The sequence below is a fragment of the Sphingorhabdus sp. genome, from assembly GCF_044239045.1.
GTDB lineage: Bacteria > Pseudomonadota > Alphaproteobacteria > Sphingomonadales > Sphingomonadaceae > Sphingorhabdus_B.
On record NZ_JBIICD010000003.1, the window covers coordinates 18,108 to 38,918 of the forward strand.

The 20,811-nt window shown below is 55.5% G+C and carries 18 protein-coding genes and 1 tRNA gene; 6 read left to right on the plus strand and 13 right to left on the minus strand.

Annotated elements, in window-relative coordinates; all coding sequences use genetic code 11:
• Positions 1 to 36: 36 nt before the first annotated feature.
• Positions 37 to 1,125, plus strand: a complete 1,089-nt coding sequence (gene hppD, locus ACILP4_RS01795) for a 4-hydroxyphenylpyruvate dioxygenase (protein ID WP_395619044.1) — start codon at positions 37 to 39, stop codon at positions 1,123 to 1,125.
• Positions 1,122 to 1,673: a VOC family protein gene (locus ACILP4_RS01800; RefSeq protein ID WP_395619045.1), complete on the plus strand. Its 552-nt coding sequence runs from the start codon at positions 1,122 to 1,124 to the stop codon at positions 1,671 to 1,673. Before hppD ends, ACILP4_RS01800 begins: the two co-directional genes overlap by 4 nt.
• Here ACILP4_RS01800 and ACILP4_RS01805 read toward each other — a convergent pair.
• The gene (locus tag ACILP4_RS01805) at positions 1,670 to 2,566 is read right to left on the minus strand and encodes a homocysteine S-methyltransferase family protein (protein ID WP_395619046.1); all 897 of its coding nucleotides are present in this window, start codon (positions 2,564 to 2,566) and stop codon (positions 1,670 to 1,672) included. The genes ACILP4_RS01800 and ACILP4_RS01805 overlap by 4 nt on opposite strands.
• A gap of 211 nt (positions 2,567 to 2,777) precedes the next feature.
• Between ACILP4_RS01805 and ACILP4_RS01810 the strand changes: the two genes are divergently transcribed.
• Positions 2,778 to 3,995 (plus strand): saccharopine dehydrogenase family protein, encoded by a 1,218-nt coding sequence (locus ACILP4_RS01810; protein ID WP_395619047.1) that lies wholly within the window; start codon positions 2,778 to 2,780, stop codon positions 3,993 to 3,995.
• 38 nt (positions 3,996 to 4,033) lie between these two features.
• On the opposite strand, the gene ACILP4_RS01815 is transcribed toward ACILP4_RS01810, so the two are convergent.
• The 6 genes from ACILP4_RS01815 to ACILP4_RS01840 all read right to left on the minus strand — a co-directional run bounded on the left by ACILP4_RS01815 (position 4,034) and on the right by ACILP4_RS01840 (position 9,717).
• Positions 4,034 to 4,109, minus strand: a tRNA-Lys gene (locus ACILP4_RS01815).
• A gap of 88 nt (positions 4,110 to 4,197) precedes the next feature.
• The gene (rodA, locus tag ACILP4_RS01820) at positions 4,198 to 5,310 is read right to left on the minus strand and encodes a rod shape-determining protein RodA (RefSeq protein ID WP_395619048.1); all 1,113 of its coding nucleotides are present in this window, start codon (positions 5,308 to 5,310) and stop codon (positions 4,198 to 4,200) included.
• Complete coding sequence (gene mrdA, locus ACILP4_RS01825) at positions 5,307 to 7,214, minus strand: penicillin-binding protein 2 (protein WP_395619049.1); 1,908 nt, start codon at positions 7,212 to 7,214, stop codon at positions 5,307 to 5,309. The genes rodA and mrdA overlap by 4 nt, the downstream gene beginning before the upstream one ends.
• Positions 7,211 to 7,765, minus strand: a complete 555-nt coding sequence (gene mreD / locus ACILP4_RS01830) for a rod shape-determining protein MreD (protein ID WP_395619050.1) — start codon at positions 7,763 to 7,765, stop codon at positions 7,211 to 7,213. Before mreD ends, mrdA begins: the two co-directional genes overlap by 4 nt.
• Entirely contained in the window at positions 7,762 to 8,664 is a 903-nt protein-coding gene (gene mreC, locus ACILP4_RS01835) for a rod shape-determining protein MreC (RefSeq protein WP_395619051.1), read from the minus strand. The genes mreD and mreC overlap by 4 nt, the downstream gene beginning before the upstream one ends.
• A 12-nt stretch (positions 8,665 to 8,676) precedes the next feature.
• Complete coding sequence (locus ACILP4_RS01840) at positions 8,677 to 9,717, minus strand: rod shape-determining protein (RefSeq protein ID WP_395619052.1); 1,041 nt, start codon at positions 9,715 to 9,717, stop codon at positions 8,677 to 8,679.
• A 160-nt stretch (positions 9,718 to 9,877) separates the two neighbouring features.
• On the opposite strand from ACILP4_RS01840, the gene mutL reads away from it, so the two are divergent.
• Positions 9,878 to 11,710, plus strand: coding sequence for a DNA mismatch repair endonuclease MutL (gene mutL / locus ACILP4_RS01845; RefSeq protein WP_395619053.1), 1,833 nt, complete (start codon positions 9,878 to 9,880; stop codon positions 11,708 to 11,710).
• Positions 11,711 to 11,895: 185 nt separating this feature from the next.
• Here mutL and ychF read toward each other — a convergent pair whose 3' ends face one another.
• The 5 genes from ychF to ACILP4_RS01870 all read right to left on the minus strand — a co-directional run bounded on the left by ychF (position 11,896) and on the right by ACILP4_RS01870 (position 15,804).
• Positions 11,896 to 12,996, minus strand: coding sequence for a redox-regulated ATPase YchF (gene ychF / locus ACILP4_RS01850; RefSeq protein WP_395619054.1), 1,101 nt, complete (start codon positions 12,994 to 12,996; stop codon positions 11,896 to 11,898).
• Between the two features lie 91 nt (positions 12,997 to 13,087).
• Complete coding sequence (gene pth / locus ACILP4_RS01855) at positions 13,088 to 13,660, minus strand: aminoacyl-tRNA hydrolase (RefSeq protein ID WP_395619129.1); 573 nt, start codon at positions 13,658 to 13,660, stop codon at positions 13,088 to 13,090.
• A 59-nt stretch (positions 13,661 to 13,719) separates the two neighbouring features.
• Complete coding sequence (locus ACILP4_RS01860; RefSeq protein WP_395619055.1) at positions 13,720 to 14,337, minus strand: 50S ribosomal protein L25/general stress protein Ctc; 618 nt, start codon at positions 14,335 to 14,337, stop codon at positions 13,720 to 13,722.
• A gap of 109 nt (positions 14,338 to 14,446) precedes the next feature.
• Entirely contained in the window at positions 14,447 to 15,223 is a 777-nt protein-coding gene (locus ACILP4_RS01865; RefSeq protein ID WP_395619056.1) for a sulfite exporter TauE/SafE family protein, read from the minus strand.
• 143 nt (positions 15,224 to 15,366) lie between these two features.
• Complete coding sequence (locus ACILP4_RS01870) at positions 15,367 to 15,804, minus strand: RrF2 family transcriptional regulator (RefSeq protein ID WP_395619057.1); 438 nt, start codon at positions 15,802 to 15,804, stop codon at positions 15,367 to 15,369.
• Between the two features lie 186 nt (positions 15,805 to 15,990).
• Here ACILP4_RS01870 and ACILP4_RS01875 point away from each other — a divergent pair, with 186 nt between their 5' ends.
• Both ACILP4_RS01875 and ACILP4_RS01880 read left to right on the plus strand, forming a co-directional pair.
• On the plus strand, positions 15,991 to 18,999 hold the full coding sequence (locus ACILP4_RS01875; RefSeq protein ID WP_395619058.1) for a TonB-dependent receptor domain-containing protein: 3,009 nt from the start codon (positions 15,991 to 15,993) through the stop codon (positions 18,997 to 18,999).
• Between the two features lie 24 nt (positions 19,000 to 19,023).
• Positions 19,024 to 20,070 (plus strand): LD-carboxypeptidase, encoded by a 1,047-nt coding sequence (locus ACILP4_RS01880; RefSeq protein ID WP_395619130.1) that lies wholly within the window; start codon positions 19,024 to 19,026, stop codon positions 20,068 to 20,070.
• On the opposite strand, the gene ACILP4_RS01885 is transcribed toward ACILP4_RS01880, so the two are convergent.
• A complete protein-coding gene (locus ACILP4_RS01885; RefSeq protein ID WP_395619059.1) occupies positions 20,067 to 20,789 on the minus strand; it encodes a lysostaphin resistance A-like protein in 723 nt (240 codons plus the stop codon). The two genes, ACILP4_RS01880 and ACILP4_RS01885, sit on opposite strands and share 4 nt — an antisense overlap.
• Between the last annotated feature and the right edge of the window lie 22 nt (positions 20,790 to 20,811).

The following is a 20,811-nucleotide window of genomic DNA, read 5'->3' on the forward strand; positions in this document are numbered from 1 at the left end:
TTGGTTGCAAATGTAACCAATTTCTCAGGAGTGCATATGCCCGATTTGTTCGAAAACCCATTGGGGCTCGACGGGTTCGAATTCATCGAATTTTCCGCGCCGGAAAAAGGCCTGCTGGAACCGGTGTTTGAACGCATGGGTTTTAGCCGCATTGCGCGCCACCGGTCGAAGGATGTAGACCTATGGCGGCAGGGTGAGATTAACCTGATCGCCAATTATGAATCCAAAAGCCCGGCCGCCTATTTCGCGGCAGAACATGGCCCTTCGGCATGCGGCATGGCGTTTCGCGTGAAGAATGCGCGCATTGCGTATGAAGAAGCGATTGCACGTGGGGCGGAACCTGTTGAAACACGCACTGGACCGATGGAGCTGCGCTTGCCCGCGATTCGCGGCATTGGCGGCGCGATGATTTACCTTGTGGATCGTTACGGCGATGCCCTGTCCATTTATGACATTGATTTCGACTATCTGCCGGGTGTTGACCGCAATCCGGTGGGCGCGGGTTTCCAGATTATCGATCACCTGACGCACAATGTATATGGCGGGCGCATGGCGCATTGGGGACGTTTTTACGAGCGCGTCTTCAACTTCCGTGAAATCCGCTATTTCGACATTAAGGGCGAATATACCGGCCTCACCAGCCGCGCGATGACCGCCCCCGATGGCAAAATCCGCATCCCGTTGAATGAAGAGGGTAAGGCTGGCGGCGGACAGATTGAGGAATATTTGCGTGCCTATAATGGGGAGGGCATTCAACATATCGCCTTTTCCTGCGATGATTTGCCGGCGTGTTGGGACCGGCTGAAGGCTATGGGCACGCCCTTCGCGCCACCACCGCCCAAGGCCTATTATGACATGCTCGAGGAACGCTTGCCCGGCCATGGTGAGCCAGTCGATGCCCTCCAATCACGCGGTATCTTGCTCGATGGTTCCACCGAGGACGGCGACCCGCGTTTGTTGTTGCAGATATTTTCCCAAACCATGATTGGACCTGTGTTCTTCGAGTTCATCCAACGGAAAAAGGACGAAGGCTTTGGCGAAGGCAATTTCACCGCTTTGTTCAAAAGCATTGAGCGCGACCAAATTGAACGTGGCGCGTTGACGGTCGAGGAAACCGCGACATGACCGCGCCGATCACGCTGAACCGCATTCATCACGTAGCCTATCGGTGCAAGGACGCAAAGGCGACGGCGGATTGGTATGCGCAAATATTGGGCATGGAATTCACCACCGCCTTTTCCGAGGATCATGTGCCATCGACCGGCGAATATGACCCCTATATGCACATCTTCTTGGATTGCGGCGGCGGCAATGTCCTCGCCTTTTTCGAACTGCCCAACCAGCCCGAAATGGGCAAAGACCCCAATACCCCTGCGTGGGTCCAACATATCGCGTTTGAAGTGACGGACATGGACGCGCTGCAGGCAGCCAAGGCACATATTGAGGCGCAGGGCATAGATGTGGTTGGCCCGACCTTTCATGGCATATTCCGGTCGATCTATTTCTTTGACCTTAACGGCCACCGGTTGGAACTGGCCTGCAACATCGGTACGGCGGAACAAGTTGCCGAATTGAAACGCGTTGCGCCGTTGATGCTGCAGGAATGGAGCGAGACCAAAAAGGCCCCGCGCCATGCCGATTGGCTGCATATTGATCCGGATAAATTGTCCTAATCCGTCACGCCCGCACGCAGTGCAGCGATATGCTCAGGGCCAATCCCGCAGCATCCACCCAAGATTGAGGCCCCTGCTGCATGCCAAGCGGCTGCGAAGCGGGCATAGCCTTGGGGCGTTAGGTCCGCGCGGATTGGGCTGAGCCCCGAATTCGCTTCGGCATCGGCGGCCATAGGTGGGAAGGCATTGGCATATACGCCGATACGGATCGCGCCGTCCTTTCCTAGCTGCGCGCGCGCGATGCGCACGGCGGCTTCCATCACTTCAGGTTGGCTGCAATTGAAAAGCAGGGCCGCGGCGCCAACCTCTTGTGCAAGATGGACTGCCTCAGCCACGCTTTCGCCGGAGCGGAGGGTGGGTTCATCCGTGGCCGCCTCGTCTTCCAACGTGAAAGAAAGCCATAATGCTTTATTTGTCGGAGCCGTGAGCGTGGCGCAAAGACGCGCTTCCGCCAGTGAGGACAGCGTTTCGGCAAGCCAATGGTCCACATGGGGAGCCAGTGCGCCAATCAGAACCTCAAGTATCGGACGCGCGCGATCTAGATCGACAAGATCCGGGCGGTAGGAGCCGCAAACAGGCGGCAGCGAGCCAGCCACCCTTATTTCACGCGGCGATGCATCCGCCACGTCGCGCGCCAATTGCCCCGCGCGCGCCGCAAGCGACGCGCCTTCGCTCGCAAAACGTTCCACACCGATGTGAAAGGGCACAAGTGCATAAGAATTAGTGGTTATTATGTCTGCACCCGCATCGACATAAGCGCGATGGACTGTGCTGACGAACTGCGGACCCTCAATCAGTGCTAGTGCCGACCATTCGGGCTGGCGAAAGGGCGCGCCACGCCGCGCAAGCTCACGGCCAGTGCCGCCATCAAGTATCAAAAGGGTGTCGCTCATAGAAAGCAGATTAGCATGACGCGCATCGCCGGGACAGAGAGATTATCTATTGGTTAGCCATTCGCGCGCTGCTGTCCGCAGACACTTGAACATCGGCGCTTGCAACACTGCATGCGTACCGCCTAACGTAAATCTAACCGATGCGGCCAAGGCTTCATTGATGTGTTGAGATGTACAGTTATTCAAAATTACTTTGCGTGGTGGGGATAAAATGGCCGATAAAAAATTTGATATCATCGTGTATGGGGCCACCAGTTTTGTCGGCCAAATCATAACGCGTTACATGCATGAGCAGTTTGCAGATGGATCCATCGTCTGGGCAATCGCAGGCCGCTCCCTTAGCAAGCTTCAACAGGTCAGCGACGCGATTGGGCTTTCGGGCGTTGAAATCATCGTTGCTGATGCGGCTGACGAAGGTGCCTTAAGGCAAATGTGTGCTCAAACCACTGTCGTTATGTCAACGGTCGGTCCCTATGCCTTATATGGAGATTTGCTGGTGGAGGTCTGCGCGACCACCGGGACGCATTACTGCGATCTTACTGGCGAGCCTCAGTGGATCCGTAAAATGCAATTGCGGCATGAAGCCGACGCCATCAAAAGCGGTGCGCGGATCGTACATTGTTGTGGCTTTGACAGCATCCCGTCCGATCTGGGCGTGCACTTCCTACAACGTAAAGCATCGGAACAATTCGGCCAAACATGTGCACGGATCGACATGCGGGTGGTTAGCATGAAAGGCGGGGCTTCAGGCGGCACCATCGCCAGCATGATTAACATGGTGAAGGAAGCAGTGAGTGACGCTGATCTACGCCGCGAACTTCAAGACCCTTACAGCCTATGTCCGCAGAACCATCAATTCACGGTCACGCAGCCGGAGGTGAAGATTGCATATGATGCGGTCGCTGGCGGCTGGATTACGCCTTTTATTATGGCGGGTATCAATACGCGGATCGTGCATCGGTCCAACGCTTTGAGCAATAACAGCTACGGTTTAGAATTTAAGTATGAGGAAGCCGTTGTGACGGGCAAAGGGAGCTCCGGCAAGCGGAAGGCTAAAGCGGCGCATTGGGGCGTGAATGCCCTTATGTTTGGTTTGGCTGTGCCGCCGATCCGTTGGCTGCTTGAAACGGCTGTTTTGCCGAAACCTGGTGAGGGGCCTAGCGAGAAAGCCCAGCTTGAGGGTCAGTTTGACATTGTTTTCTTCGGTTCAACTGCACAAGGTGAGACCATCCAATGCCGCGTAACGGGAGACCGAGATCCGGGCTATGGATCAACTGCAAAAATGCTGTCTCAAGCTGCTGCCTGCCTTGCCAAAGACGTGCCTGACGGTGTTCCGGGGGGCTTCTGGACACCAGCAACGATTTTAGGCGACAAGCTCATCAAGCGTCTGGAGGCGCATGCGGGGCTTACATTTGAGAAGCTAGCTTAGGCATAAATGAATGCTTAATCGGTGATATCTGAAAGTAATGGTAGACGCTGAGGGGTTCGAACCCACGACCCGCTGATTAAGAGTCAGCTGCTCTACCAACTGAGCTAAGCGTCCCCATTTCGGGCTGGCCAGATACGCAAGCCCGTTTGGAGCGCCGCCTTTGATGGGTTTAGCTTGCTTTGTCAAGCGGGCCTTATGGGATTTATTGGAATTGGCCGCGCTTTGCGCCGGGGTGGCGTTCGATCGACATGATAATCCCGACGCATAGCATCATCGTCAGCATCGATGATCCGCCGTGGCTGACGAACGGCAAGGGTATGCCGGCAACGGGCGCAAGGCCCACGACCATCAACAGGTTGATCATGATGTAAAAGAAAATGGTGCAGGTCAGGCCCGCGGCGACCAATTGGCCATAGCGAGTCTTGCTCTCCATCGCGACGGTTAAGCCCCAGCGCATCAGCAGGAAGTATAGAAATAGGATGAAGAAGCCGCCAACAATGCCCCATTCTTCGGCCATGGTGGCAAAGACAAAGTCGGTGTGTCCTTCGGGCAGATAATCCAAATGGCTTTGCGTGCCATTGCCAAAACCCTTGCCAAATATGCCGCCCGAACCAATGGCGATTTTCGACTGGGTTATGTGGTAACCAGCCCCGAGCGGGTCATTCTCGGGATTGAGGAAAATAAGAACACGGTCTTGCTGATACGGTTTGAGGCCGAAGAAATAGACCAAAGGTGCAAATATGGCGATGCCCGCGCCCGCGCCCCAAAAATAGATTAGCGGTAGCCCGGCCATAAAGCCCACCACGCCTAAGCCAAAGGCATAAGCAATGGCAGCGTCGAAATCAGGCTGGATGATGACCAAAATGCTTGGCAGCAGCAACAAAGCGCCCAGCGGCCAAATAGCATCAATGCCATATATGCGGTTGGGCGGCAGGCGGTCGAAAAACCAGGCTGCGGCAAGGACCATCACTGGTTTCATCAGCTCGGATGGTTGCAGGGTGATAATACCCAAGTTGATCCAACGCTGGCTGCCACCGCCTACGAACCCCAGCAGTTCGACCACCACAAGCATGAGTAATAAAAGCAGATAGAGCGGAAAAGTTATCGATTTCCAGAATTCCAGTTTCATCCGCGACATGATGATGATCATACCAAGAAGTACCAAAAAGCGGAGAATATGCTTGCCCGCCCATGGGTCAAAATGCCCACCCGCAGCGGAATAGAGCACAGCAGAGCCAAATCCCACCAATGCCATCAGGATAAAGATGACCCGCCAGGGCAAGGCAGCAATGGGGGCAGGGACAATGCGGTTCATGCCGTCGGATCCAATGGTGGGGGCGGGGCTGCTTGTCCCTGATATGCGGCGTATTTAGACGCCATGCGCTGTTCAATATTGCCGCCCCAGATAGCCTCTAGCGCCTCCAGCGACGCCATTGCTTGTTCCTTGTCATAGATGAATGTCAGCACATCCTTGGCAATAGGGGCCGCTGCGCGCGCGCCGCCCATGCCATGTTCGATAACGACCGCTGCTCCATAACGCGGCTGATCAACTGGAGCAAAGCAGACGAACAGACCATGATCGCGATATTTCCATTCGCCGGACTGTCCACGTTGCGAACCTGCGATACGGCGGACTTGCGCTGTCCCAGTTTTTCCCGCCATGGCAATGTTTTCGAGCGACAGCCTGCTGCGCACGGCAGTCCCGTCACCGTTTACCACCAAATTCATGCCTTCACGCACAATAGCGAGATGTTCTGTAGGAAAGGACAAGGGCTTGGGCGTAGCACGTTTCTGCTTAAGGATTTCAGGCTCAACGCTTAATCCAGAGGCTATGCGCGCCGCCATGAGGCCCAGTTGGAACGGGCTGGCGATAATATAACCCTGCCCAATGACGGCATTGAGCGTGTCGGAATCCGTCCACTTCTGGTCATATTTACGCATTTTCCATGTGCTGTCTGGAACAGTGCCATAACGCTGTGAAGGGAAGGGTAAGGAAAATTCTTGCCCCAGCCCTAGTTCGCGCGCGACAGGGGCAATGTTATCAAAGCCAATCCGATGTCCCATTGCGTAGAAATAGGTATTGCAGCTCTTCATGATCGCGGTGCTCATGTTTACCGGACCATGCCGCCCCAGACATCTGAAAACACGATTGCCAAGCCTGTAACCGCCGTTGCAATTTACGGTTTCCTCAGGATCGATGCCGTGACGCATCATGGCAAGCCCAGCCATGGGTTTCAGCGTCGAGCCCGGTGGATAAAGCCCCTGAAGCGCTTTGTTCAGCATGGGAATATGGTCGTCGCTGTTCAGCATTTTCCATTCGACACGGCCAATGCCGTCGGAAAAGCTGTTGGGGTCGTAACAGGGCATGGATGCCATGGTGATGATGTCACCGGTCAGGCAATCGAACACAACTACGGATCCCGATTCAAGGCCGAGCCGCCGAGCGGTGTAATTGTGCAGATCAATATCGATGGTAAGCTGAACAGGCTTGCCCGGCGTATCGGGCCTTGTGGTCAGTTCACGCACGATTTTACCGCGCGCGGTAACTTCGGTCCGCTTGGCACCGGGTTCGCCCTGTAGCCTATCCTCAAGCGTCTTCTCGAGGCCATCCTTGCCAACTTTAAACCCTGGCGTAATCAGCAATGGATTTTTGTTCTTCTGATATTCTTCTGCCGACACCGTGCCAACATAACCAATCAGATGCCCGACCGCTGCGCCGCTGGGATAAAAGCGCGAATAGCCTTGGCGCGGGCTGACGCCTGGAAGGTCTGGTAAGCGCACGCTGACCGCTGCGAAGCGGTCATAATCCAGGCCGTCGGCGACTTGCACCGGTTGAAATCCTTGTGCATTTTTCAACTCGCGATGGATACGGTCGACATCGTCAGTCGAAAGCGCCAGCAACTCGGCTAGCGTCTGAATTGTCTCGTCTTTCCGTACCAGCCGGTCAGGAATTATGTCGACGCGAAAATCGGCTCGGTTGGTTGCTATAGGTTTTCCAAATCGGTCAATGAACCAACCTCTACGCGGAGGGATGATCGTCAGGTTGACGCGGTTGCTTTCGGCCAACAGCTTATATTTTTCATTATCGGCGACAGCGATATAGGACATGCGCGCGGCAACGGTCAGGCCAATGGCAGCCTGCACACCGCCCACAAAAGCTGCGCGGCGTGTGAAGGTGAAGTCAAGCTGTCCTGATGTTACCTGTTTTTCGACTTTCATGTTGCCAATCGCCAGCTGTCGAGCCGTGCACATATTCGCACGACGAGCGGATATAGCAATATGGACAAAAGGATCTGCGGGAATAAAATCTCTGGCTCAGGCGTGGCGTGGGCGAGTCCGGCAATCCACCAACCACCCAGCAACACCGCCGTGATAAGCAATGCGGCAATCAACCAATCCTGCAAATAATCACGCCATATGGCCCGAGAATCGATAATTTCGATAATGAGCATCGCTAGAGACCAGAGCAGGCCAGCGCTACCAAAAGGTTGGCCGCTGAAAAGATCATCCATCAATCCGAATGGAACGCCTGACCATATCGGCAGTAACCCCGGCCGCATCAGACGCCAACTGAGGAACATGAGCAGTCCGAATGGCGGCAAAAGCGGTCCGGAGCTAAAAATGGGTAATGTGGTAACCATCGACGCCAAAATCACGGAGGCAATCGGTATCGCCAACATTTTGAGCATCGACTGTTCGCGGTCAAAACGACTTTCATATTCGCGGCCCGGACGGGTTGGCAGTCGAATGGCGCTGACCGGAATTTTCACTCCGCGACCTCTTTGGTTTCGCCATCGGGGGCTACAGCTTGCTGTGCGGCTCTTGCTTCAGCCAGATAAGGTTTTAACACAACGGCATATGGCGTGTTGGCAGGATCGGCAAAGGGAAGGCCCAGCGCACCATCACTTGTTTTGCGGATGACCCGCGCAAACGGGATATTCGCGCTATACAGCCCGCCATTGCCAGAGGTGATAATGATGTCCCCGACCTTGAAAGGACTTTCGCCAAGGTTCAGCGGCTTGATCAGGACGAGCCCGTTGCCAAGGCCCGACGAAAATGCCGGAAGGCCGTCGCTGGCCCGCATGACGGGGACAAGGTTTTCGCTGTCCGTCACCAACAACACGCGGGCGGTTGTCGGACCTGTTTCTATGACGCGGCCGATAAGTCCAGCTGGCCCACGTACAGGCTGTGCGCGTTCAACCCCGAAATTACGCCCGATAGACAATGTCGCGACCCGCCGTGTGCTAGATGCAGTGGAACTGATCAGGCGGCCAATGGCCACTTGCTGTGCATCATCATCCGATATCTTTAGCAAGCCGCGAAGCCGAGCATTTTCCACATGTAGGGCGCGTGCCTCGATTAATGCGATGCGGTTCGCTTTCAATTCTTTTTCAAGCGTTACATTTCTCGAAGCTGCATCGATATAGGCTGAAAAATCATGCGTTATCGCTTGCGTGGATTGCCGTGCATTACTGACCACGCGCGCGACTGGAGCAGTGATTTCAGAACCAAAGGTGCGCAATGCAGAAAATCCAGCCGGGTCGACAACCGAAATGGTCAAAAGCAGCGCAGCCACTATGGTTCCTGCAATCGCAACCACATAAGTCACGAACAGGCCATATTGCGCCTTCCGGGAAAATCCGGGGCGCCGATGTGGCGGCGGCGCCATCCTAATCTCGCCTTAAGCGGTGAGCAGGACGCCGCGGAAGATCGGGTCTTCCATGGCCCTGCCAGTGCCAATGGCAACGCAGGTCAGCGGATCTTCGGCAACGGTGACAGGAAGGCCGGTTTCATCGCGCAGATATTCATCAAGGCCCGCCATCAACGCGCCACCACCGGTCAAAACGATACCCTGGTCGACGATATCGGCCGCGAGTTCCGGCGCGGTATTTTCGAGTGCTACGCGCACACCTTCCAAAATGGTTCCGATCGGCTCCGATAAGGCTTCGGCAATCTGGGCCTGATTGATCGAAATTTCCTTGGGCACACCATTTACAAGATCACGGCCCTTGATGTGTAACGTCTCGCCAACCCCATCGGCGGGCGGACGGGCGGTTCCAAAATCCTTTTTGATCCGCTCAGCGGTCGCTTCACCAATCAGCAGGTTATGATGTCGACGAACATAAGACACAATCGCCTCGTCCATCTTGTCACCACCGGTACGAACGGAGGTTGTGTAAGCAAGGCCCCGCAAAGACAGGATCGCAACTTCCGTGGTGCCGCCGCCAATATCGACGACCATTGAACCAATGGGTTCTGTCACCGGCATATCTGCGCCAATCGCAGCTGCCATCGGCTCTTCGATCAGGAACACTTCCGATGCGCCCGCATTCGAGGCGGCATCGCGAATCGCGCGTCGTTCGACGGAGGTCGAACCCGATGGAACGCAGATAACGATTTCGGGATAGCTAAACATACGACGCTTGCCGTGCACTTTGTGGATGAAGTGCTTGATCATTTGTTCCGCGACATCAATGTCCGCAATCACGCCGTCGCGCAGGGGGCGAATAGCTTCAATGCTGTCGGGGGTCTTACCCATCATCAGCTTTGCATCATCGCCAACGGCCTTCACGCGCTTGATACCGTTTATGGTTTCAATCGCCACGACAGACGGTTCGTTGAGGACGATTCCCTGACCGCGGACATATACAACCGTATTGGCGGTGCCGAGGTCAATCGCCATGTCCTGTGATGCGAAACGGAAAAACTTGCCAAAAATCATGTAATATCCACCCAGTCCGGTTTGGTTCGAGTCCTTTGGAGCGCGCCCAAATACTCCGGCAGTCCTAGCGGAATTTGCTGTTTTAAAAAACAGATATTTGGCTGGATTGCGAACGATTAAGGAGTCGCTTGAACGGACCGCTTGGGCTAGGAACCTGCTTATGTCAATAAGAAGGCTTCCCGAAAATCTGGTCAACCGTATTGCCGCTGGTGAAGTGGTAGAAAGACCGGCCAGCGCGTTGAAAGAATTGGTGGAAAACGCCATTGATTCGGGTGCGCGGAACATAAGCGTGCGCCTAAGCGCAGGCGGTATCGATCTGGTGGAAGTCACTGACGATGGTTGCGGCATGTCTCCATCGGACATGGCATTGGCACTGGAGCGCCATGCTACGTCCAAATTGCCTGATGAAGATATTGAAATGGTCTCTACTTTGGGTTTCCGGGGGGAAGCTTTGCCGTCGATTGCCAGCGTGTCCAAAATGACTCTGGAAAGCCGGCCAGCAGGTGCAGAGGGTTGGACCCGAACGGTGGACCATGGTGTGGTGACCGGCGAAGGGCCCGCCGCCTTGCCACAGGGCACAAGAGTGCGCGTCGAAAATCTGTTCGGCAATGTGCCGGCTCGCCGCAAATTCCTGCGCAGTGCGCGCGCCGAATATGCTGCAGCGCTCGACACGATGAAGCGGCTGGCAATGGCGCGGCCGGACATTGGCTTTGTGGTTGAACATGATGGGCGGCGCGTCTTGGCGGTGCAGCCTACACCAGCGCGGCCCGAACGTGTGGCGGCACTGACCAGTCATGAGCTGATCGACAATAGCGTCGCGCTCGATTTTGAACGGGAGGGCGTTCGCCTTGGCGGCGTGGCCAGTCTGCCGACCTATAATCGCGGTATCGCGGACCATCAATTTTTGTTCGTCAATGGCCGCCCCGTGAAGGACCGGCTGCTCATCGGGGCCGTGCGCGGCGCTTATGCCGAAATGCTGGCGCGGGACAGGCATGCCGTGGTGGCCTTGTTTCTGGACCTGCCGCCGACTTTAGTCGATGTAAACGTCCATCCGGCCAAGACCGAAGTGCGCTTTCGTGACCCTGCGCTCATTCGCGGGATGATTGTATCGGGCCTACGCCATGCACTGGATCAATCCGGCTTTCGCGCCGTGCAACGGCCAAGCGCAGATGCGCTTGCGGCATGGCAACAAGAGCCAATGCAAACCGCGCAAGGCGACATTTTTGCGCGGCCCGCATCCGCCGGATCTGCTGCGTATCAAGGCAATTATGGTCAGCGTCCCGCGTATCCTTCTGCTTATGAAAGCCGCAGCAGCTTTGCCGACATGGGCGTTGTTCCGGGCGAAGACCTTGCGCCCTTATGGGGCAGAGCAGCCGAAGCGCATGACCCCGTCCCCGACCGCGCGCGTAACCCGCTCGGGGTCGCGCGCGGGCAGGTGGCCAACACCTATATCGTGGCCGAAGCCGAAGACGGCCTTGTCATTGTCGATCAACATGCAGCGCATGAAAGGCTGGTGCTCGAACGCATGCGCAAGGCCATGGCGGCAGCAGGCGGCGCAGTGCCATCCCAGGCGTTGCTGCTCCCCGTAGTGGTGGAATTGGAAGAACCTGCCTGCGACCGGCTTGAGGCGCGGGCAAAGGAGCTTTCCGCCTTCGGTCTGGACGTCGAACGCTTCGGCCCCGGCGCTATGCTCGTGCGCGCGACGCCAGCCGTGCTCGGCGATGGCGATGCCAAGGGGTTGCTAGAGGACTTGGCCGACGATCTTGCGGCTTACGACCATGCGCTATCGTTAAAAGAACGCATCGACCATGTTGCCGCCACCATGGCCTGCCACGGCTCCGTCCGCGCGGGCCGCGTGCTGTCTGTCACCGAAATGAACGCTTTGCTCCGCGAAATGGAAATCACCCCGCATAGTGGGCAGTGCAACCATGGTCGCCCGACTTGGGTTAAGTTGGCCTTGGGCGATGTAGAGAAGCTGTTTGGGCGGAAGTAGAGTGCGGAAGTCAGATGCTGGAGCCGAAGTAAGACCCTTAAATAAGTTCAGGGTTACGGAGGGTGATGGGGGTGTTTTGACATTAAACCCAATTCGTCATCCTGAACTTGTTTCAGGATAACAGGCGACGGTAGTGCGTTATCCCGAAACAAGTTCGGGATGACGACAGGCCAGCTTCAATCACCTCAAACATTAAACCTAAACAGCATGATATCGCCGTCTTTGACGAGATACTCTTTGCCTTCTGAACGCCATTTGCCGGCTTCTTTCGCGCCCGCTTCGCCGTTGAACTGGACATAGTCCTCATAGGCCATGGTTTCGGCGCGGATGAAGCCTTTTTCGAAATCGCTGTGGATCGCACCTGCCGCATTTGGCCCGGTCGCGCCTTTGGTCACGGTCCATGCCCGCGCTTCTTTGGGGCCGACGGTGAAGAAGGTGATGAGGTCGAGCAATTCATAGCCAGCACGGATGACGCGAGCGAGGCCAGTTTCGGTGAGGCCCAAATCTTCCAAGAAAACTTCGCGGTCTTCGGTCGGCATTGTTGAAATCTCCGCCTCAATCGCGGCGGATACGACGACGGCTTCTGCGCCTTCGGCTTTTGCCTTTTCAAACACGCGTGCGGACAAGGCATTGCCATTGGCAGCGCTCGCCTCTTCGACATTGCAGACATACAGAACGGGTTTTGCCGTCAAAAGCTGCGCCATTTGGAAATGCCGCTCTTCTTCGGCATCGTCGCGCTTGGTCAGGCGCGCTGGCTTGCCGTCGCGAAGTAGGTCGAGCGCACGCCCCAAAACAAGCGCGCTGATTTTCGCTTCCTTGTCGCCCTGCGTGCCTTTTTTGATGAGGTTGGGGACGCGCTTTTCGAGGCTTTCCAAGTCGGACAGCATCAGTTCGGTCTCGACGGTCTCGGCGTCGGAAATCGGGTCTATCTTGTTATCGACATGCTGAATGTCGTCATCTTCGAAACAGCGCAAGACGTGGACAATGGCGTCTACTTCGCGGATGTTGCCAAGGAACTGGTTGCCAAGGCCTTCGCCCTTGGACGCGCCGCGCACGAGGCCCGCAATGTCGACAAAGCCCAATTGCGTCTCGATAATCTTCTGACTGCCGCCGATTTTGGCGATGGTTTGCAAGCGTGGGTCGGGGACGGCGACATTGCCGATATTGGGTTCAATCGTGCAGAAGGGATAATTTGCCGCCTGCGCCGCTGCCGTTTCGGTCAACGCATTGAACAGGGTGGACTTGCCCACATTGGGAAGGCCCACAATACCGCATTTGAAACCCATAATGTCCTCGTCAATAATAGAATGAAGAGGCCCTAGGCGAGGTTCGGCAGCAAGTCCATCCAATGCGACGGTGCGCAATCGTCAAACGGCTTCAGTCCTGCTGCAACCGCATGGCTATGTCATTCATGAAGCGGACGTCATCGCCCTTTGCAAGCCATGCGGCCTCTGCCGAGATGGCGCCCAGTAAATCGGCCAGATCGTCAATCTCGCTCTTGTGGAAATTGCCAAGCACATAGCCTGTGACACGGTCTTTGTTGCCGGGGTGGCCAATACCCAAACGGACACGGCGGAATTCTGCGCCGATATGGTCGGTCATTGAACGGATGCCGTTATGGCCCGCTGCACCGCCGCCGGTTTTGACCTTCACCTTGAACGGGGCGAGGTCGAGTTCGTCATAGAAGACAGTTACATCTTTGGGCTCTAGCTTGTAAAAATCCATGGCAGCGCGCACGCTGCGGCCGCTTTCGTTCATGAACGTTGCGGGTTTTAGAAGGATGATTTTTTCGGAACTAATGCGCAGTTCCTGAACCCAGCCTTGAAATTTTTTGGCGGGCAGAGGCAGTTCGTGAATTTCGGCCAACGCGTCAATCGCCATGAAACCGATATTGTGCCGGTGCATCGCATAGGTGGCGCCTGGATTACCGAGACCTACCCATAATTGCATCATGCTTGTCCCTTGGGGGAATATCCGGGGTGGGCTGAAACCCGACCCCGGAGATTAACTTAAGCAGCAGCTTCGCCTTCGACGGTCGTGTCGCCATCGGTCGACTTAAGCGCCGATGGTGCAACGATGGTCGCAATGGTGAAGTCGCGGTCCGTGATCTTGCTTTCCGAACCCTTGGGCAGCTTTACGTGGCTGATGTGGATCGAATCGCCAATGTCAAAGCCTGCAACATCGATTTGGATGTCGTCAGGAATTTTGTCATTTTCGCAGATCAGTTCGAGTTCATGACGCACGATGTTCAAAACACCGCCGCGTTTCAGGCCAGGTGATGCGCCTTCATTGATGAACATCACGGGAACTTCGACATCGACCTTTGCGCCCTTAACGATGCGCAGGAAGTCAACATGAGTTGGACGATCGCTGACAGGATGAAATGCAACATCCTTTGGAATAGTGATCTGTTTTTTGCCACCAAGTTCGATCTCGACAACGCTGTTGGAAAAATGGCCAGTCATCAACAATTTGACGAGAGCCTTTTCCTCAACGTGGATAAGTTCGGGTTCTTGTTTGTTGCCGTAAATGACGGCGGGCACTCGGTTTTGACGACGCAATTCGCGGGAGGCTCCCTTGCCTGCCCGATCGCGCGTCTCTGCCGACAATGTCAGCTGATCGCTCATGTTGATTCTCCAAAAAAGTTACCTTGCCGCCACGCCTCCAGGGATGACCATGCACGGCAAGCGCGGGCCTATATGCAGGTTGCCCACGAAAAGCAAGCTTACAGCGGAATCAGGTGAGCGCTTTGTAGAGGCTGAACAGGCTCGTCGCGATCAAGACGATACTGACAGCAAATAGCAATACGCGCGGTTGAATGCGTTTGGCGACCATTGCCCCAAAGGGGGCGGCGAGCAATCCACCAATTAACAGGCCGCCAGTCACCACGGTAAAGGCTTCCAAGCCGATAGTCAGAATGAAGGTCAGCGACACGGCAACGGTAAGGAAAAATTCCGCTGTGTTCACTGTGCCGATAGTTTTGCGTGGGTCCGCGCCTTGGATCAGCAGGTTGGACGTGACTACTGGTCCCCAGCCACCGCCGCCAGAGGCGTCGAGAAAACCGCCGATCAGGCCAAGTGGCATGGTCACCTTAGGGTCACGCGGCTTATGCTCATGCGAGAAACCCCAAGCTTTATACAGAAGATAAAGGCCAATAAGCGTCAAATATCCCATAACGAACGGCCGTGCTGCCTCGGTGTGGACACTGGCCAATAAATAGGCACCCGTGCAGCCGCCAATGACACCGGGGATGGCGATACGGGCGAACAAATTCCAATCGATATTCTTGTGCAGAACATGGCTAATGCCCGATGCGCCGGTCGTGAACATTTCGACAAAATGGACACCTGCAGATGCGCGGGCAGGGGCGACGCCCATGACGCTGACCAATAAAGTGCTGCAAATCACGCCAAAGGCCATGCCTAGCGCGCCATCCACCAACTGCGCTGCAAAGCCAACGGCGATGTATGGCGCAACCGACGCCCAGTCGACATTGGCAATAAATTCAATCATCCAAATCTCGCACGGAATGGGCCTAAGCTATTAAAAGCATAATGGTACCTTACACGATTAGCCATAGAGATGCACATTTGTATTTTATTGGCAGCTCTAAAGAAGCGGTTTCATCGTGGCGGAAGCGGGCGCGGCAAAAAGGCCTATTCAGCCGCCTGCAAGTAAATGTCGGCGTCAACGATATCCGTCAGATTGATTCCGTCGAGCAGATTGGCCGTCTTGTCCCGAACCTGAAGCATCAGCGCGCGTGTGCGGCAATTTTCTTCCTCGACGCAATTTTTGCACGTTTCATGCGCGTAGCGGCTGGCGCAGGGGACCAAAGCCAGCGAACCGCGCATGATCCGGATGAGGTCGCCATAGCTGATATCAATAGGCGGAACGCCTAACCAATAGCCGCCGTCTTTGCCGCGCTGCGACGCCACTAAGCCAGAACGGGATAGTTCGGACAAGATAACGGTCAGAAATTTGGGCGGAATTTTCTGCGACTGGGCGATATCGGCGAGCTGAACCGGGCCTTTGCCATAATGGTCGGCAAGATGCTGCATGGCACGAATGGCGTAGCGAGTTTTCTGAGACAGCATTGCATTCCTTTGCGCCAGATGTGGTCAATTTTCAACCCGCCAAGTAGACAAAGTGTTGAATAAGGTGCAATCTCAGCATGTTTCTTTGCGCATTGGGCGTAAATGCAGTTGCATTGCACGATTGGCGGGAATAGCGTGTCGCCCATAAAGGCTCGGGGGCGAGCCGAAACGAGAAGGGGAAATTTTATGAAAACTTCAAAAACGGCGATATTGTTGCTCGCTACATGCCTGACCGCGCCTGCGTTTGCGCAAGATGCTTCGCCGCCCGCCTCTGCCGAAACGGCTGAAGATTCAGGTGCTGCGATTATCGTTACCGGATCGCGTATCAAGCAGGACCCAACGAAAAGTGCAGCGCCATTGCAGGTTATTACGCCTTCTGATTTGTCGCGTGAGGGCATCAATGGCCCAGAACAGTTGATTTCATTCCTTTCCACCAACGGTAATGGTGCAGACAATCTGGCGTCGAATAGTGACGTAACAACAGGCGCGCAACGCGGCACGAACGGCTTGTCGGCCGCAAACTTGCGTGGCCAGGGTGCGGCCGCAACGCTCGTCTTGCTGAACGGTCGCCGGGTGGCAGCTCATGGCCTGACCGGTGGCGCTGTTGACGTGAACCAGGTTCCGTTTGCTGCGCTTGAGCGTGTTGAAGTGTTGAAAGATGGCGCGTCCGCCATTTACGGTACCGACGCGATTGGCGGCGTCATCAACTTTATCACGAAATCAAATTTTCAAGGTGTGGTGATCAACGGCTTCACCGACATTACCCAACGTAATGACAGCGCGATTTATCGCCTGTCTGGGACCGCTGGCTATGGTGACCTTGATGAGCAAGGTTTCAACATCATGGGCGCAGTAAGCAAAAGCTGGAACTCTGCCCTGCTTGGTCAAGATCGCGATTTTGTGAACGGCAACCAACCCGAACGCGGACTTTCGGTCGATACCCGTGGTACGCCAATTGCAACCGCGTTCCCAGCCAACACAAATAGCTTGTTCGCACCCAACGGGTCGTTACTTGGCGGAACCACGAATAGCACAGCAAATTTTTACTTGCCCGGACTGCTAATCCCCGGAACGACGACGCGTGCCGATGGCGGTATCAACCCACTTGATTTAGCAGGTGGCGCGGGCTGTGATTCTGTCGATGGCGGCATGGCGTATGACGAAGTGCTCTGGTCCGTACCGGGCGCAAAGTTTGCCTGTTCATGGGATACAGGCCGTGCCGCTGTGCTTCAACAGCCGCTGCAAACATTGACTTTTTATGGGAAGGCGACGCTCGCATTAGGCGACCATCGCTTGGCAGCAGAAATTACAGGTTCGGATGCGGATTCGAAGAAGCGGTTTTCACACAACCAATACTCCATCAACGCAACCACCATGCCGCTTTATTATCCGTTGAACGCAACGACCGCGGCAACCTATAACAGCGTGTATGACGCGATTGCAGGTACATTCCCAGCGGTAGGCGCGGTGGGTGATCGGACTGTTGATACCGTTGGCAATTACGGCAAGCCCATTGCCTATCGCTGGCGGAACATCCCCGGCGGTAATCGGGAATATGTAACGAACACCAAGACAATCCGTGGCGGCTTAACCGCCGAAGGCCCGCTTGGTGGAACATGGGATTACCGCGCAGGTGCGTCTTATGCAAAGAGCGAGGCATCCTCGGTGCTCGGTACAGGCTACCATTATGCAGGGATATTCCGTTCCGCAGCCAACGCAACGGCGTCGGGCGTGGCAGGGGCGGTAAGTGGCGGCATTGATCCACGTGCGCCTATCGCACCAGGCGCAACGCGTCCGGGCATTGTTGGTCTGTTGAACAGTGGTATCCTGAACCCGTTCTCGGTGACTCAATCGGATGCCGCTCTTGCCGGACTTGATGCTATTTCGGCAGAAGGCACGACATTATATGGCGGTCAATATGAGGTGAAGCAATTTGACGCCTCGGTTTCCGGTTCCTTGTTTGATTTGCCGGCAGGGGCAGTGCAAGTCGCGCTTGGCGCGGATTATCGCCGTGAAACTTACAGCTTCAACGGTTCCGCGGCAGCTGTCACAGGGCAGGCTGAAATTTTTAACGTCGCGTTCGACAATGTGAATGCGCTGACGCCGAAAAACCGTAATGTGAAGGCGGTCTATGCCGAAATGTCGGTGCCGGTGCTGGATATGCTCGAACTGACCGGTGCTGTTCGGCTTGACGATTATACAGGCTTTGGATCAACGGTTAATCCAAAGTTTACAGCAAGATTTTCGCCGACTGACTGGGTCATGCTTCGGGCGTCCTATAACACAGGGTTCCGCGTCCCGAGCTTCAATCAGATTTTTAACGGCGTTACTGAATCGCCCAATCCTGGAAACAACCTGACCGACCCAAGCACATGTCCAGCCGGTGGAGTTGTGAATGTCACAGCAGGCTGCGGTGCTATCACGCCAACGTCATTGAGCGGCGGTAACTTGAATCTGGGGCCTGAAACGTCCGAGCAATATTCGGCCGGTATTGTGTTCACGCCCGCGCCACAATTTAGTGCGTCTGTCGATTTTTGGTCCATCGCCGTCGACAACACCATCGGTGCGCTCACTATTGCCCAACTATTGGCGAACCAATCCTTCTTTCCAGACCGTGTGATCCGGACAAGCAACGTGATTACGCAGTTGGATTTGCGGGCGGACAATATCGGTTCACGGCGCACGCAAGGACTTGAGGTCTCGCTGCGTGGCGGCCTTGACGCCTTGGGTGGCGTATTCACGGCCGGACTTGACGGTACATATCTGGTCAAAAAGCGGGAGAAATTCTTGCCGACTGCGCCATTTGGTTCGAGCCTGATCGGTGTGTTTACTTATGCGGGCGATCTTGGTCTGAAATGGAAGCACAGCGCGTTTATCAATTATGCTGTCGATGATGTGATGCTCAGCTTCTCGCAGATCTATCGCAACGGCTACAAGAATAATGCGCTTCCGGCGTCTTCAAGCCGGCCTGATTATAATGAGCGGGTAAAGGCTTATGTCACATATAACCTGTCGGCCGCTATGGACATGAACGATAAACTGCGCCTGACCGCAGGCGTGCGCAACGTGTTCGATACCGATCCGCCATTTGCGATCACTTATGACAGCAACACCGGTTCGGGTTCAAGCTGGGAGCCACGCGTGGCTGATCCACGTGGACGGTCGTTCACGCTGTCGGTGGAAGCGAAGTTCTAAGCTAAAGGATTGCCGGGTATGGATATGAATGCAACTCGGCGTCAGATTATGGCGGGGCTGGCAGCTATGCTGTCGGCCCCGCCGCTTTTCGCAGCAAGCGGCTCTGAAGATAAGGCCGCGCGGAAGCCTTCGCGGCTGCGTGTCGGCGATACCGTTGGTTTGATTGAGCCAGCGTCCGCCAGCGACGATCCCTTTCAAATCCAATTGGTCGAAGAAGCGATTGTCGCCATGGGCCTCAAACCCAAACGCGCTGCGCATTTGCTCGACCGTTATGGCTATCTGGCTGGCCAAGACAAAGACCGAGCATCTGACATCAACGCTATGTTCGCGGACAAAGATGTGAAGGCCATTTTTGCCGTGCGTGGCGGGTGGGGCAGCGCGCGACTTTTGCCTTTTCTCGACTGGAACATCATTCGCGCAAATCCCAAATTATTGACGGGTTTCAGCGATATCACCGCCTTGCATATGGCGATTGCGGCCAAAGGCGGTTTTGTGACTTTGCACGGCCCAAACGCGGGCAGCGCATGGGGCAAGGCATCATGGGACATATATCGCGAGATTGCGTTTGATGCAGGGACGCCGTTGTTTACGAACCCCGTAGGCGACGAAGACCGCATGGCGCAGCGTCGCTGGCGCACGCGGGTGTTGGGCTCGGGCAAGGGCAAGGCACAGGGCAAATTACTCGGCGGAAACCTGACGGTGCTGACTGCGCTGGTCGGCACGCCCTATCTGCCCTGTTTTGACGGCGCGATCCTGTTCCTCGAGGATGTAGACGAGGCGGAATATCGCATTGACCGCATGCTCACGCAATTGGGGCAGGCGGGTGTGCTGAAAAACCTGAAGGGCGTTGTGTTTGGGCAATGCACAGACTGCGTGAACAAAGGCACCAGCTACGGCGCATTTACGTTGAACGATGTGCTGACGCAGCATTTGGGTGGCTTGGGCATCCCCGCCTATCAAGGTGCGTTTTTCGGGCATATTACGGACCAGTTTACGCTGCCTGTCGGCGGCATGGCGGAAATCGATGCCGACGCAGGGACGCTGCGCTTGTTGGAGCCTGTTGTCGTTTAGGCCGTGAACTGCGTCATCACCAATGCAAAGGCGTTGTTGGCCATGTGCAGGATGATGTTGGTGCGCAGCGACCCCGTGCGGTGATATAGATAGCCAAAGGCAATGCTGAGCGACATTAGGCCGGGGATCGCATAAGGTTGCAAATGCACCAATGCGAACAGGAATGAAGATAATATTATCGCGCCCCAAACGGGCACATATTTCGTCAGTGCATTTTGTAGCAAACCACGAAACAGCAGTTCCTCCACCACTGGCGCGGCAATGGCGATGGCAATGAACATAGCCGCCATGTTGAGCGGCGTCCGGGCTATGCCGGCAAGGATTTTGGCCATGTCTGCTTGCATGTCTACGCCCGGAATAACGTAAGTCGCATATACAAAGTTGAAGGCCATCGCGGCGGCCACCAATAATATAGCAAGCCCTGTCGCCTTGTGCAGCGGGATCTTACCAAAATCATGCAGGCCCAATGCCGCCGCTCGCCCGTCTTTGCGCAGATAGTGCCCCATCAGCGACAATTGAATGACGGCAGATACAAATAGTCCCCAGATAATTGAAATAGGCTCTGGTGTGGCCGATTTGCTTTGCGTCGCGGCGATAATGACGGCCGTGCACACCCCTTGCAGGGCGAAGTACAGCAGTATGAATGCAAAGCTGGTCAGCAGACCGGGATAAAAGGATCGTGCGGAAATCACTGAAAGGGCAGGTTCGTCACGTTGCATGTCTTCCCGATCTATCCTGCGC

Bases quoted from the DNA above. Each gene is read 5' to 3' on its own strand.
- hppD (WP_395619044.1), top strand. From the start codon at position 37: ATGCCCGATTTGTTCGAAAACCCATTGGGGCTCGACGGGTTCGAATTC.
- ACILP4_RS01800 (WP_395619045.1), top strand. From the start codon at position 1,122: ATGACCGCGCCGATCACGCTGAACCGCATTCATCACGTAGCCTATCGG.
- ACILP4_RS01805 (WP_395619046.1), bottom strand. From the start codon at position 2,566: ATGAGCGACACCCTTTTGATACTTGATGGCGGCACTGGCCGTGAGCTT.
- ACILP4_RS01810 (WP_395619047.1), top strand. From the start codon at position 2,778: ATGGCCGATAAAAAATTTGATATCATCGTGTATGGGGCCACCAGTTTT.
- rodA (WP_395619048.1), bottom strand. From the start codon at position 5,310: ATGAACCGCATTGTCCCTGCCCCCATTGCTGCCTTGCCCTGGCGGGTC.
- mrdA (WP_395619049.1), bottom strand. From the start codon at position 7,214: ATGAAAGTCGAAAAACAGGTAACATCAGGACAGCTTGACTTCACCTTC.
- mreC (WP_395619051.1), bottom strand. From the start codon at position 8,664: ATGGCGCCGCCGCCACATCGGCGCCCCGGATTTTCCCGGAAGGCGCAA.
- ACILP4_RS01840 (WP_395619052.1), bottom strand. From the start codon at position 9,717: ATGATTTTTGGCAAGTTTTTCCGTTTCGCATCACAGGACATGGCGATT.
- mutL (WP_395619053.1), top strand. From the start codon at position 9,878: ATGTCAATAAGAAGGCTTCCCGAAAATCTGGTCAACCGTATTGCCGCT.
- ychF (WP_395619054.1), bottom strand. From the start codon at position 12,996: ATGGGTTTCAAATGCGGTATTGTGGGCCTTCCCAATGTGGGCAAGTCC.
- pth (WP_395619129.1), bottom strand. From the start codon at position 13,660: ATGCAATTATGGGTAGGTCTCGGTAATCCAGGCGCCACCTATGCGATG.
- ACILP4_RS01860 (WP_395619055.1), bottom strand. From the start codon at position 14,337: ATGAGCGATCAGCTGACATTGTCGGCAGAGACGCGCGATCGGGCAGGC.
- ACILP4_RS01865 (WP_395619056.1), bottom strand. From the start codon at position 15,223: ATGATTGAATTTATTGCCAATGTCGACTGGGCGTCGGTTGCGCCATAC.
- ACILP4_RS01870 (WP_395619057.1), bottom strand. From the start codon at position 15,804: ATGCTGTCTCAGAAAACTCGCTACGCCATTCGTGCCATGCAGCATCTT.
- ACILP4_RS01875 (WP_395619058.1), top strand. From the start codon at position 15,991: ATGAAAACTTCAAAAACGGCGATATTGTTGCTCGCTACATGCCTGACC.
- ACILP4_RS01880 (WP_395619130.1), top strand. From the start codon at position 19,024: ATGAATGCAACTCGGCGTCAGATTATGGCGGGGCTGGCAGCTATGCTG.
- ACILP4_RS01885 (WP_395619059.1), bottom strand. From the start codon at position 20,789: ATGCAACGTGACGAACCTGCCCTTTCAGTGATTTCCGCACGATCCTTT.